Origin of the sequence: Rhodococcus sp. UYP9 (assembly GCF_040547235.1) — a bacterium.
Taxonomy (GTDB): domain Bacteria; phylum Actinomycetota; class Actinomycetes; order Mycobacteriales; family Mycobacteriaceae; genus Rhodococcoides.
This window is the reverse complement of record NZ_JBEPPH010000003.1, coordinates 1-13058: the sequence shown is the minus strand read 5'-3', so window position 1 is coordinate 13058 and position 13058 is coordinate 1. Positions and strand designations below refer to the sequence as shown.

The window sequence follows — 13058 nt, the reverse complement described above, 5'->3', positions numbered from 1 at the left end:
GCAGCGATGGTGGTTAGGCCATCATGGCCCCGACCCGCTCGAAAGTGGTGGAAATCGGCGGATCTTGCCCCGAAGAGTTACCGCACGTAAAGGGCAGCCGCCGGGTGTGAGGGAAATGGCGACGGTATCGAAACGAAAGACGGCCCGCACAACGAAAGTGCGGGCCGTCCTCCCAGTGTTCAGCTCAGATGCTGGCAACACCGGGAGCGAGGAACCGCTGCCCGGTGGCCGCCTCCGAGGCGCCACTACGATCGAGGTACGGCGTGATTCCGCCGTTCCAGAATCCGAACCCACCGCCGAGTAGCAGGCAGAGGTCGATGTCCTCGGGTGCCGCGACGACGCCTTCGTCGAGCATGATTCGGATCTCGTCGGCGATTGCGTTGCGGGTGCGATCGAGCACCTGCTCTGCAGTCGATGGTGAGTCACCCTGCGGCCATAGGGCAGCAACCTCGGGGTCGACGACCTGGCCTTCGGGTCCGTACGTCCAGACGCCGGGCTTCTTCGCCTCGACCAGGGCGCGGAATCCGGGCGAGTCCTTGAACCGATCCGGGTAAGCCTCTGCAAGCGTTTCGGCCGTATGCAATGCGACGGCAGGCCCGACCAGAGCGAGGAGAGTCAACGGGCTCATCGGCATACCGAGTTCGCCTACTGCGCCGTCGGCGACGTCGAAGGGGGTGCCCTCGTCGATCGCCCCGATGATCTCGTTGGATGCGCGGGTCACCAAGCGGTTGAACACGAAGCCCGGAAGATCTGCGGACAGAACCGCGGACTTCTTGAGTGTCTTCGCAGTCGCGAATGCTGTTGCCAGCGTTGCGTCGTCGGTCTTCTCGCCCTTGACTACCTCGAGAAGTGGAAGCACGGCTACGGGGTTGAAGAAGTGGAACCCCACAACGCGTTCCGGGTGCTTCAGATCTGCTGCCATCTTGGTGATCGACAGCGAAGACGTGTTCGTCGCGAGAATCGTTTCAGCGGAGACGAATTCCTCGACCTCGGCGAACACCTTCTTCTTTACATCGAGGTTTTCGAACACGGCCTCGATGACGAAATCTGTCTTGGCGAAAGCGGCCTTGTCGATCGATCCGGACACCAACGCCTTCAGTCGATTCGCGGCGTCGGGGGAGAGGCGCTTCTTGCCGAGCAGCTTGTCGATTTCGCCATGGACGTAACCGACGCCCTTGTCGATGCGTTCCTGATCGATGTCGGTCAGAATGACGGGCACCTTCAGCTGACGCACGAACAGCAAAGCAAGCTGACTGGCCATCAACCCGGCACCGACGATGCCGACGCCCGTGATCTTGCGAGCCAGCGACTTGTCGGGTGCGCCTGCGGGACGCTTCGCGCGCTTCTGAGTGAGATCGAACGCGTACAACCCGGCGCGAAGTTCGTCCTTGACCAGCAACGTCGACAGTGCGTCGTCTTCTGCGGCGAAGGCCTTGTCCAGCGAAGCTGGATCGGTGATGTCGGTGTTCCTGGCAAGCTCGAGCAGTTCTACCGCAGCTACGGGGCCCGGCGCGAAGTTGCCTGTTTTGCCGGCCACGATGCCCTTCGCACGCGCGATGGCGTCGTCCCACGCCTGGCCGCGGTCGATCTCGGACCGATTCGGAACGACGTCGCCGTTCAACACCCGAACAGCCCATGCAAGAGACTGCTCGATGAAGTCGGCGCCGCCGAACATGGCGTCGACGATGCCCAGGTCCACAGCTTGCTGTGGCTTCAGCGTGCGGTTCTGGTTCAGCGAGTTCTCGATGATGACGGTCACTGCGGTGGAAGCGCCGACGATGTTGGGCAGCAACTGGGTGCCGCCCCAGCCGGGAACGAGTCCGAGAAATGCCTCGGGGAGCCCCAGCGCTGCGGCGTTGTCAGCGACAGTTCGGTAGTGGGAGTGCAGTCCGACTTCGAGTCCACCGCCGAGTGCAGCGCCGTTGATGAAAGCGAACGTCGGGATGCGTGACTCGCGCAGGCGGCGGAACACCTTGTGGCCGAGCTGCCCGATCTGGAGCGCCTCGTCCTTGGTCTTGATGTTGGGTACGCCGTTGAGGTCGGCGCCGACGGCGAAGATGAACGGCTTGCCGGTCACCGCGATAGCAACGGGATCAGCTGCGAAGGCCTCATCGAGGGCGGCATCGAACCGCGCGAGTCCGGCCGGACCGAATGTCGACGGCTTGGTGTGGTCGCAGCCGTTGTCCAGGGTTACGAGGGCAATGCTGCCTTCGAGGCCAGGTACGGAGATGATCTTGGTGAACGCGTTCGTGACTACCTCGTCCGTGAACGCTGTGGTGATGTCGCTCATGCCTTCGCTCCTGAGTAATCGGAGTGGATCGGGTTTTCCCAAATGACGGTTCCGCCCATGCCGAGACCGATGCACATGGTCGTCAGGCCGTAACGAACGTCGGGGCGCTGAGCGAACTGGCGGCTCAACTGAGTCATCAGTCGCACACCAGAGGAGGCGAGGGGGTGCCCACAGGCGATGGCGCCGCCCCACTGGTTGACGCGGGGATCGTCGTCGGCGATGCCGTAGTGCTCGAGGAATGCGAGAACCTGCACTGCGAACGCCTCGTTGATTTCGAACAACCCGATATCGGAGATGCTCAAACCGGTACGGCCGAGCAACTTCTCGGTAGCGGGGACCGGTCCGATGCCCATCACAGCAGGGTCGACGCCTGCGAACGAGAAGCCGACCATACGCATACCGATGTTCAGGCCGAGCTCGTGCGCAGTGTCCTCGCCGGCGAGGATCGCAGCGGTGGCACCATCGTTGAGACCGGCAGCATTTCCTGCTGTGACCCGGCCCGCTGGGCGGAACGGAGTCTTGAGCTTCGCGAGATCGTCGATGGTTGTTCCGGGACGCGGTGGCTCGTCCTCGGTGGCCAGGCCCCAACCAGCAGCGGACTTGGTGGCTACCGGTACGAGTGTGTCGGCGATGAAGCCGGCCTTCTTGGCGGCCTCGTACTTGTTCTGGCTCGCGACGGCATAGGCGTCGGTGCGGTCCTTGGTGATACTCGGAAACCGATCGTGCAAATTCTCGGCCGTGTTGCCCATGACGAGTGCACTCGGATCGACGAGCCTATCGGTGAGGAAGCGCGGGTTGGGGTCTACGCCTTCGCCCATCGGGTGGCGGCCCATGTGCTCGACGCCACCGGCGATGACGACGTCGTATTGACCGAATCCGATGCCGGAACCTGTCGTCGTGACGGAGGTCATTGCGCCCGCACACATGCGGTCGATGGCGAATCCGGGGACGCTGTGGGGGAGTCCTGCGAGGAGAGCGGACGTGCGCCCGATGGTCAGCCCCTGATCACCGGTCTGCGTCGTAGCCGCGATGGCGACTTCGTCGATGCGCTCCGGGGGCAGAGCCGGGTTTTTGCGCAGTAGTTCGCGGATCGCTTTGACGACGAGGTCGTCGGCGCGAGTGTCGGCGTAGATGCCTTTGGGGCCTGCTTTGCCGAACGGTGTGCGGATGCCGTCTACGAACACGACATTGCGCTGTGAGCTTGTGGACGCGGGTACAGACACGCTTCGATCCTCCCGGGAAGATGCGGAATTGCGGCCCGGCTGACGCCGGACCGCCATCCACTCTAGCCGGTATTACCCGCCGGTAACTTGCTCAGGGGTACCGCTCTCGTGTTCAGGGGTACCGGTCTCTTGCTCAGAGGTCAGTGCGGCGGCGAGAACTGGTACGACCAGCTCGCGCTGCCACGGCCGGGCCTGCCCCTCGGTGAGCTTCTTGTCGATGATGTCCTCCGCGACATCACGATCGACAGGTGTCCAATCCCACACCAGGCGGCGAAGCAGATCGGGCATGAGCAGGTTCTCCACCGGCACCTCGACGTCCTCGCTCAATGCTGTCATCGCCGCACGCACGGTGGCCAGTCTCTCCGCAGCCTCGGGTTCACGACGTGCCCACCGATTCACCGGAGGAGGGCCGTCGAAGGGAGCCGACTTGGGTGGAAGCTCCTCGGTCGGCAAGCGTCGTGCGCGCTCGAGGGCAGACAGCCACACCTTGGTCGAGCGTCGCTGACGCGGACCACCGAAGACCGGAAGTGCACGTAGTTCGCCCTCCGTTTTCGGATCTGCCGTCGCTGCGGCGACAATCGCCGAATCGGGCAGAATGCGGCTCGGCGCAATGTCGCGGTGTGCCGCGATCTCGTCGCGTGAGCGCCACAATTCACGAACGGAGGCCAATACCCTCGCCGACTTGACCGCGTGGATTCCCGACGTCTTTCGCCAGCGGTCAGGCTTGGGCTTTGCTGGACCGAGCGCAAGGATGTGCGCGAACTCTTGTCGTGCCCACTCGGTTTTGTCCTTCGCGGCGAGTTCCTCTGCCATCGCATCACGCAGCTCGAGCAGAACTTCGACGTCGAGCGCGGCGTAGTTCAACCAGCTGTCGGGGAGTGGACGTGTCGACCAATCTGCCGCTCCGTGTCCCTTCTGAAGCGACAAGCCGAGCGTGCGTTCGACGATCGGGCCCAGCCCGACTCGTTCGAAACCGGCGAGTCGTCCGGCCAGTTCGGTGTCGTACAACGCCGCAGGCACGAGCCCCAGCTCGGCGAGACCTGGCAAATCCTGGTCCGCCGAATGCAGGACCCATTCGAGAGGATTGATCACCGAAGCCAGCGGTTCGAGTGCACCGGTGACCGGAATCGGATCGAGCAGGACGGTGCCTGCGCCGCGTCGTCGAAACTGCAATAGGTAGGCGCGTTGCGAATATCGGAAACCCGACGCACGCTCGGCATCGACAGCGAGCGGGCCGTGACCACCCGCGAGCAGTTCGGCTGCCGCCACCACGCCCTCGACGGTGTCGACAACTGCGGGAACGCCGTCGGCAGGCGCCAACAGGGGTGTCGGAGCGGGCGCATCGACATTGTCACCGTCGTTCGTTACGTCCGAGGCATCGTTGGAACTCATCGCTGACATGAGAGCAGACTCTAAGCCCTCGTGCCGCGACGCCGTGCGAACTCAGGTCCGGTTACCACCGTGTGTGCGGAGTTCGGTGATGCCGGCGGGTGGCAGCCCAGCTGCATAAGCAAGCACCTCGCAGAAGGCCTCGACATGCGGAGCCAACTCGCCGGTGGTGGGGGTCCACGACGCGCGCAGCTCGAGCTGATGGGCTCGCGGCGGACCGGCGATATCGCCGTAGCGGACCGAACTCGTCGACGTCACCGTCCCGCCGAGGGCGTTCATCGACTCCGACCGACTCTCCAACGCATCGACCAACCAACTCCATGCCACCTCGGGCAACATGGGGTCGGAGGCAAGAGATTCATCGACGTCGGCCTGGATATAAGCGACGAGACGCATTGTTCCGTTCCAGGCTTCGTCACCGTCTGGGTCGTAGAGCAGAATCAGCCGGCCGAACGCATCGCCGTCGGATTGTTCCGCGATATCTTCGGAAGTCGAATGCTGAACTTCAGCACCCATCGCGTAGCTGAACGGGGCTAGGCGTTGCGGTGGGCGGATCGGTCCGAGTTCGATGGCTGGGTGCACGACGGCCCGGTGCATCGCCTCGATCGCCGATCGAAACGGCGCAGGTTCGGCAGTGGATCCGGGATTGGTCACGACTCCGGACGTTAGACTCGTCACCTTCGGGTTCGTCGGAGGCGCGCCGCAAGTGCGACCGACTGCAGGGCAACCGACCTGGAGTCGACGGAGCCATGAGTCGCGCTCAGGCCTGCATGGCGGCAATATTCTTATCTCGTGGCAGCATGGATGGCAATGAACACAATCGCGCCGTACCCTCGCCGTCAGCTGCCCGACGCGCCTTTGTTGGCCACCATCGCGGGACGGGCGACATCGCGTCGTCCGGTGTGGTTCATGCGGCAGGCCGGGCGATCGCTACCGGAGTACCGCAAGCTCAGAGTCGGTACCGGCATGCTCGAGTCATGCTTCACTTCCGACCTGGTTGTCGAGATCACGCTGCAGCCGGTTCGACGCCATGACGTCGACGCAGCCATCCTTTTCTCGGACATCGTGGTTCCGCTGAAGGCCGCGGGTATCGATCTCGACATCGTTGCCGGAACCGGGCCGGTGGTGGCGTCGCCGGTACGTTCGGCAGCCGACGTCGCAGCGTTGCCGCAGTTGAGCGCCGAGCAGGTCGAGCCGGTCACCAATGCGGTGACCACGCTGACCCGTGAATTGGGCGATACCCCGCTCATCGGATTCGCAGGGGCTCCGTTCACGCTCGCCTCCTACCTGGTCGAAGGTGGACCGAGTAAGAACCACGAGAAGACCAAAGCGCTCATGCGCTCGGATCCGGCCACGTGGCACACCCTTCTCGACACTCTCGCCGACACGACGATCACGTTCTTGCAGGCACAGCTAGCGGCGGGTGTCGACGCGGTTCAGCTCTTCGACTCCTGGGCAGGCGCGCTCTCACTGGCGGACTACCGCGAGTTCGTGCTGCCTCACTCGACGAAGGTGCTCGATGCGATGTCCCCGGCCGGCGTACCGAAGATTCATTTCGGTGTCGGGACCGGCGAACTCCTCGGTGCCATGGGAGAGGCCGGTGCCGACATGGTCGGTGTCGACTGGCGAATTCCCCTCGATGTCGCAGCCCGACGCGTCGGCCCGGGGAAGGCGTTGCAGGGAAACCTGGACCCTGCGGTGCTCTTCGCCGGTTGGGATGCCGTCGAGAGTGAGGTTCGGCGCATCGTCGCCGAGGGCGATCGCGCCGTCGAAGCAGGCGCTGTGGGGCATGTCTTCAACCTCGGTCACGGAGTTCTGCCCGATACCGATCCGGATGTGCTGACCCGGGTTGTGGAGTTGGTGCACTCGCTGTGACCGTAGGGCCGCCTCGTGTTGTGGTGATCGGTGGCGGGATTACCGGCCTTGTTGCCGCCTTCAGGCTGCGGCAGAAGTTGGGTCCCGAAGCCGATATCACCATCGTCGAAGAATCGATGCGCCTCGGCGGCACGTTGCGCACGGTCACGTTGGCGGGCGGGCCGTTCGATGTCGGCGCCGAGGCATTCATCGGCCGCAGACCCGAAGTGCCTGCCCTGATGGATGAGCTCGGATTGAGCGCGCAGCTCGTCCATCCGGCCGGATTGCGTCCACTCGTCTTCTCGGGCGAGACGCTCCGCCCACTCCCGACCGGGACGCTGATGGGTATCCCCGCGGACGCTGCCTCCGTGGAGGGCCTGGTCGATGCACGGTCGCTGGCAACCATCGCCGGTGAGCGTGACACCGAGTTGTCCTGGGACCGAACCAGCGACCTCAGTGTCGCCGAGTTGGTCGGTTCGCGATTCGGTGACCAGGTTCTTGCGAGATCGGTCGACCCGCTGCTGGGCGGCGTCTACTCGGGGCTTTCCGATTCGATCGGGGTTCGCGCAGCACTACCCACCCTGGCAGCGGCCCTGGACGCCGGAGCCACAAGTCTGTCGGCGGCCGTGGCGTCCGCGCTTCCGGCTCCGAGTTCCGCGCCGGTTTTCGGTGCACTGCGTGATGGATATCGCACCTTGATAGATGCGCTGGTTGCGGCCGCTGCACCGCGCACCCTGTTGGGCACTACGGTGACGTCCGTACGCCGAGAAAACGGCGGTTGGGTGGTGGATCCGATCGGGCAGTTCGACGCGGTGGTGCTGGCCGTTCCCGCGCCGGCATTGGCGTCGATACTGCGCTCTGTCGTTCCGGATGCCGCTGCAGCTGCTGCCGAAATCGAGCTCGCGTCGTCCGTCGTGGTGGCCATGGCGTTCGACACCGCCGTCGACCTACCCGACAACTCCGGCGTACTCGTCGCCACCGACGCCGGATTGGCCGTCAAGGCGTTCACGTTGTCCAGCAGGAAGTGGTCACATATTGCCGAGCGTGGGATCTCACTCGTCCGTGCATCGCTGGCAAGATTCGGTGACGCCGGTCCGCTCACCTGGTCCGATGAGCAGCTGGTCGAGGCAGCCGTACGAGACCTACACCGGGTGACCGGCGTGGACTCTGCGCCGTCGTCCTCGTTCGTCCAGCGATGGCGTGGGGGCCTACCGCAGTACGCGCCTGGTCACCTGGATCGAGTTGCCGCCATCGAGGCAGCTGTGCGGGATGTCGACGGTGTGGCCGTTGCCGGTGCGTGGAGTCACGGCGTCGGAGTGCCGGCTTGTGTCGCTTCGGCCACCAGAGCAGCCACACGCATAGCGGAAGTGGCACGATAGAGCCATGCCACGTTTGGACTACACAACCCTCAATTCGACCCTCCGCTACCTGATGTTCTCGGTCTTCAAGGTCACACCCGGCGTCCTGGGCGAGGACCGAGCCGAAGCCGCCAAGCAGGCGCGAGTGTTCTTCGAGAGTCAGGAAGAAAAAGGCGTCGCAGTACGTGGTGTGTACGACATCGCGGGCATGCGAGCCGACGCCGACTTCATGGTGTGGACACACGCGGAACGCATCGAAGACCTGCAGGCTACGTACTCCGATTTTCGTCGCACCACCGCGCTCGGCAAGGCCAGTACGCCGGTGTGGAGCAACACCGCGCTGCATCGTCCGGCCGAGTTCAACAAGTCTCACGTCCCGGCGTTCATCGCTGGTGAAGAACCCGGCGCCTACATCTGTGTCTACCCATTCGTGCGTTCCATCGATTGGTACCTGCTCCCCGACGAAGAGCGGCGCACGATGCTCTCCGACCACGGCAAGGCCGCGCGCGGATACAAGGATGTGCGCGCCAACACCGTCCCGGCGTTCGCGTTGGGGGACTACGAGTGGATCCTCGCCTTCGAAGCTCCCGAACTCGATCGCATCGTCGACCTGATGCGGGACCTACGCGCAACCGAGGCACGAAGGCACGTTCGCGAGGAGACTCCGTTCTTCACCGGGCCACGCGTCGACGTCGAAGCGCTCGTCACGTCACTGCCGTGACCTCGGGGTCGGAGACGCACGCGGCGGGGACAAGCGGTGTGCGTAACCAGTCCGACGCGTCTCCGATCGAAGCTGTGGTGTTCGACTTCTCCGGAACGCTGTTCCGTTTGGAGGAGGACGCGAGTTGGTTCGAGACCGTCACGCACTCGGATGGAACACCGGTCGACGGTCATCGTGCGGCGGAATTGATGCGACGGATGACTGCGCCGGTGGGGGAGGTCGTCGAGTTCGACGAAGTGAGCAGACACGCCTGGCGTAACCGCGATCTCGATCCGGCGCTGCACCGTCAGGCGTATTTGCATGTTCTTCGTGAATCCGGCGTCAGCGACCGCGCTCAGGCCGAGTCCGTGTACGGCCGAGTGATCGACCCATCGTGCTGGGCTCCATACCCGGATACGGCGGACGCGCTGGCGATGCTTGCCAGCAGAGCGATACCAGTCGCGGTGCTGAGCAATATTGCCTTCGACATCCGCCCGGCATTCGACATGCTCGGAGTGGGCGACTACGTCAGCGAGTTCGTCTTGTCGTACGAGGTCGGGTACATCAAACCTCAGCCGGAAATATTCCTTTCTGCGGTGCGTTCGCTCGGGGTGGATCCGGCGCGGACATTGATGGTCGGTGACAGTGAAGAGGCCGACGGGGCGGCACGGGCAATAGGGTGCTCGTTTGCCCTCGTCGATCCGATCGCGACGGGGGAGCGTCCCACAGCCTTGCTGGATGCACTGGCGAGCAGCGGAATTCGATGAAGCAGCCGCGCCAGGAAACGTCACAGCACATGGGTCACTGGGGAATGTTTCGAGCCGAAAGTGCCGACGGCGAGGTGACCGCCGTGCATCCCCGGGAGACCGACCGTAATCCCTCGCCCGTGCTGGGCAATCTCGCCGGCTCGGTGACGCACCGGTCTCGGGTGAAAGGCCCTGCCGTTCGACGCGGTTGGCTCGAGCGTGGTCCAGGTCCGACGGATCGGCGCGGCAGCGACGAGTTCGTTTCGGTGTCCTGGGACGAACTCACCGAATTGCTAGCCGTCGAGCTTGCTCGCGTGATCGACATCCATGGCAACCAGGCGATCTACGGCGGCTCCTACGGGTGGGCCAGTGCGGGACGATTCCATCACGCGCAGAGCCAGGTTCACCGATTTCTCAATTGCATCGGCGGCTATACGCGCTCGGTGCACAGCTATTCGCTCGGTGCCACCGGCGTCGTCATGCCGCACGTTCTGGGCGCGCACTGGAAGATGTTCTCTCGCTCCACCTCCTGGGAGGTGATCGCCCGGAAGACGGAACTGATCGTCGCGTTCGGCGGAATTCCGCTGAAGAATACCGGCATCAACCACGGTGGTACTTCCGACCATCCCACCGCGTCGGCTCTGGATGCGCTACGCGCCCGTGGCGGAAAGATCGTCACCATCAGTCCGCTTCGAAACGATCTCGACGGTGCTGCTCGTTGGATGACGCCGATTCCCGGCACCGATGTCGCGATGATGCTCGGACTCGCCTACGTTCTCGTCTCCGAAAATCTGCACGACACTGCATTTCTCGACCGATATTGCACTGGATACGCACGCTTCGAGGAGTATCTGCTCGGAGTCTCGGACGGCACGCCCAAGACCGCAGAGTGGGCGTCGAACATCTGCGGAGTCTCCACCTCGGAGATCGCCGACCTGGCACGCGAGATGGCGAGGCGTCGCACTTTGATCACCGTCACGTGGTCTCTGCAGCGGACGAAATCGGGCGAGCAAGCACCGTGGATGGGCGTGACACTGGCGTCGATGCTCGGACAGATCGGCATCCCCGGTGGGGGATTCGGGCACGGCTACGGGTCGATGAACGAGCCTGGTCTCGCGCCGGTACCGTATCCACTTCCCACCTTGCCCCAAGGCTCGAATCCGGTGAAGACTTTCATCCCGGTGGCTGCCGTGTCGGACATGCTGCTCCACCCCGGCGAACAATTCGATTTCGACGGACAGCGACTGACGTATCCCGATATTCGGCTGGTGCACTGGGCGGGCGGCAATCCCTTCCATCATCATCAGGATCTCGGACGACTTCGCCGGGCGCTGGCACGGCCCGACACGGTCGTGGTGCACGACCCGTACTGGACGCCCATGGCCAAGCACGCCGACATCGTCGTCCCGTCGACGACGTCGCTCGAGCGCAGTGACATCAGCTGCACACGCAACGATCCACTGCTGGTCGCCATGCACCCTGCCGTGCCACGATTTGCCGACGCGCGAGATGACTACGACACGTTCTCCGCGGTGGCCGAAAGACTCGGAGTCGGTGCGCACTTCACCGAGGGACGCACCTCGGGGGAGTGGGTGGAGCATCTCTACGATCAGTGGCGCGGTTACCTGCGCGGGATGAATGTGGACACTCCGGGTTTCGAAGAATTTTGGCAGCTCGGTTCATGGCGGATGGCGACCGAGGATGGGCTGACCCTGCTCGAGGACTACCGCGGCGATCCCGAGAAGTACCCGCTTCGAACCCCGAGTGGACGTATAGAAATATTCTCCGAAGTGATCGACGGGTTCGGTTACGAGGACTGCATTGGGCACCCAGCCTGGTACGAACCGGTGGAATGGCTCAAAGGTGAACGCGTGCAACAGTTTCCGCTACATCTTATCGCGAATCAACCACGAACGCGGCTGCACAGCCAACTCGATCACGGAGCGATAAGTCAGGCTTCGAAGGTGCATGACCGTGAGCCGATCCGGATGCACTCCAAGGCCGCGAACGAGCGCGGGCTACGCGACGGTGACGTAGTCCGGGTCTTCAACGATCGTGGTGCGTGTCTCGCCGGTGTCGTGGTGGACGAGGACATGATGCCCGCCGTGGTGCAGTTGGCGACGGGTGCCTGGTACGACCCCGAGGACCCCGCGGACGTCGGTTCGATGTGCGTGCATGGCAATCCGAATGTACTGACAGCCGACGTCGGCACATCCTCGCTGTCACACGGGTGCACGGGCCAGCATGTGCTGGTGCAGATCGAACGCTTCGAGGGCGTAGTGCCACCGATCACCGCGTTCGATCCGCCACAGTTCGTAGAACGAGAGACGGTCAGAAGAGAACTCGGCTGATCGTTTCCGCAATCAACGCGGGCTTCTCTTCGCCCTCGATGTGAAGTGTGTTGGTGGCCACGATCTGGAGTGCGCCACCGGACACTTCCTCGGCCGAAGTCAGTGTGGTCTGCAACCGGACGTGAGATCCGACCTTGACTGGGTTGATGAAGCGAACCTTGTTGGACCCGTAGTTGATTCCGAGCTTGGCATTCTCGATGGTGTAGATCTGCCAAGTGAGCACCGGGATCAAGGACAAGCTCAAGTAGCCGTGCGCAATCGGGCCGCCGAACGGGCTTTCCTTCTTGGCTCGTTCGACGTCGATATGAATCCACTGGTGATCACCCGTGGCGTCGGCGAAGGTGTCGACCCGGTCTTGAGTGATCTGCATCCAGTCACTCATACCGAGGTCCTCGCCGACGGCCGCAGTGATCTGCTGTGCTGAAGTGAAAGTGCGCATCGTCACATTATGCGCTGCGCGCCAAAGTGCGGGGGGTTGCATCGTATTCCGATCGAGTCACTGATCAGCTATGACGCTGGCTTTGCTTACTGATGAGCCACATATCGAGATGAATCACCCGGCAAGTCCGGAGTGATGTGCCCCGAGTCTCCGGACACGCCGGGGTGCCTCAGATGCGTACTCGTAAGGCGTTCGCAGTGGGCCACAAAGAACCCTCTGGCGTATTGGAAGTTACAACGGGAGAATCAGCAATTCAGTCGGTGGCAGCGTAGAGGCGTTGTCACCGACTGTTTTCTTCTATGACAAAAAATAGAAATAGAATTGGTCATGCCGAGCAAGCGCGTAGATGTGCCCTACGAACGCAAGCATGTTGGGCTGGCTAAGCCGAGAAGGAATGTTCACGTTGTGTTGAAGGCTGATGGCGTATGAAACTCATTACATAAAACAGCTACCTGCAATAGAATTGTTGATCTAGATCGTAGGCGAACATCGTCAGCCGCGTGATCTACGGCAATCGTGATCTACGGCAATGTCGAGGAGGTCGTAATGCACTAGCTCACCAGCTTCTGCGCGGCTCAACTTCAACTGAATCTTGTAGTCACCAGCCACAGTGAACGTGGCAGGTCCCCGATAGTCGGACCACCGCGTTCTAGAGCCACGGTGTGATTGTTGTCAGTCGATCTCGCAGCCCTCGGGTTGGTGCGTGTG

Annotated in this window: 10 protein-coding genes; 5 read left to right on the top strand and 5 right to left on the bottom strand. The window is 63.0% G+C overall.

The genetic code is table 11. The features are described 5' to 3' along the window. Window positions 1-184: 184 nt before the first annotated feature. The 4 genes from ABIB36_RS09740 to ABIB36_RS09725 all read right to left on the bottom strand — a co-directional run bounded on the left by ABIB36_RS09740 (window position 185) and on the right by ABIB36_RS09725 (window position 5556). A complete protein-coding gene (locus ABIB36_RS09740; RefSeq protein WP_354559667.1) occupies window positions 185-2290 on the bottom strand; it encodes a 3-hydroxyacyl-CoA dehydrogenase NAD-binding domain-containing protein in 2106 nt (701 codons plus the stop codon). Beyond that, a complete protein-coding gene (locus ABIB36_RS09735; protein ID WP_084348754.1) occupies window positions 2287-3513 on the bottom strand; it encodes a thiolase family protein in 1227 nt (408 codons plus the stop codon). The genes ABIB36_RS09740 and ABIB36_RS09735 overlap by 4 nt, the downstream gene beginning before the upstream one ends. Window positions 3514-3585: 72 nt before the next feature. Then, window positions 3586-4914 carry an HRDC domain-containing protein gene (locus ABIB36_RS09730; RefSeq protein ID WP_354559669.1) on the bottom strand — a complete coding sequence of 443 codons (1329 nt, stop codon included), beginning with the start codon at window positions 4912-4914 and terminating at the stop codon, window positions 3586-3588. 42 nt (window positions 4915-4956) lie between these two features. Beyond that, on the bottom strand, window positions 4957-5556 hold the full coding sequence (locus ABIB36_RS09725) for a DUF3000 domain-containing protein (RefSeq protein WP_084348756.1): 600 nt from the start codon (window positions 5554-5556) through the stop codon (window positions 4957-4959). Window positions 5557-5712: 156 nt separating this feature from the next. On the opposite strand from ABIB36_RS09725, the gene hemE reads away from it, so the two are divergent. The 5 genes from hemE to ABIB36_RS09700 are packed head-to-tail and all read left to right on the top strand — an operon-like array spanning window position 5713 to window position 11911. Beyond that, window positions 5713-6777: a uroporphyrinogen decarboxylase gene (hemE, locus tag ABIB36_RS09720; protein ID WP_084348757.1), complete on the top strand. Its 1065-nt coding sequence runs from the start codon at window positions 5713-5715 to the stop codon at window positions 6775-6777. Continuing rightward, the gene (locus ABIB36_RS09715; protein WP_354559672.1) at window positions 6774-8135 is read left to right on the top strand and encodes a protoporphyrinogen oxidase; all 1362 of its coding nucleotides are present in this window, start codon (window positions 6774-6776) and stop codon (window positions 8133-8135) included. The genes hemE and ABIB36_RS09715 overlap by 4 nt, the downstream gene beginning before the upstream one ends. Before the next feature lie 4 nt (window positions 8136-8139). Then, entirely contained in the window at window positions 8140-8835 is a 696-nt protein-coding gene (gene hemQ / locus ABIB36_RS09710) for a hydrogen peroxide-dependent heme synthase (protein ID WP_136169134.1), read from the top strand. 38 nt (window positions 8836-8873) lie between these two features. After that, window positions 8874-9581, top strand: coding sequence for an HAD family hydrolase (locus tag ABIB36_RS09705; RefSeq protein WP_354559731.1), 708 nt, complete (start codon window positions 8874-8876; stop codon window positions 9579-9581). Then, entirely contained in the window at window positions 9578-11911 is a 2334-nt protein-coding gene (locus ABIB36_RS09700) for a molybdopterin-dependent oxidoreductase (RefSeq protein WP_179142419.1), read from the top strand. Before ABIB36_RS09705 ends, ABIB36_RS09700 begins: the two co-directional genes overlap by 4 nt. Here the strand turns inward: ABIB36_RS09700 and ABIB36_RS09695 are convergent. Further along, window positions 11892-12350, bottom strand: a complete 459-nt coding sequence (locus ABIB36_RS09695; protein WP_354559675.1) for a MaoC family dehydratase — start codon at window positions 12348-12350, stop codon at window positions 11892-11894. The two genes, ABIB36_RS09700 and ABIB36_RS09695, sit on opposite strands and share 20 nt — an antisense overlap. Window positions 12351-13058: the final 708 nt, after the last annotated feature.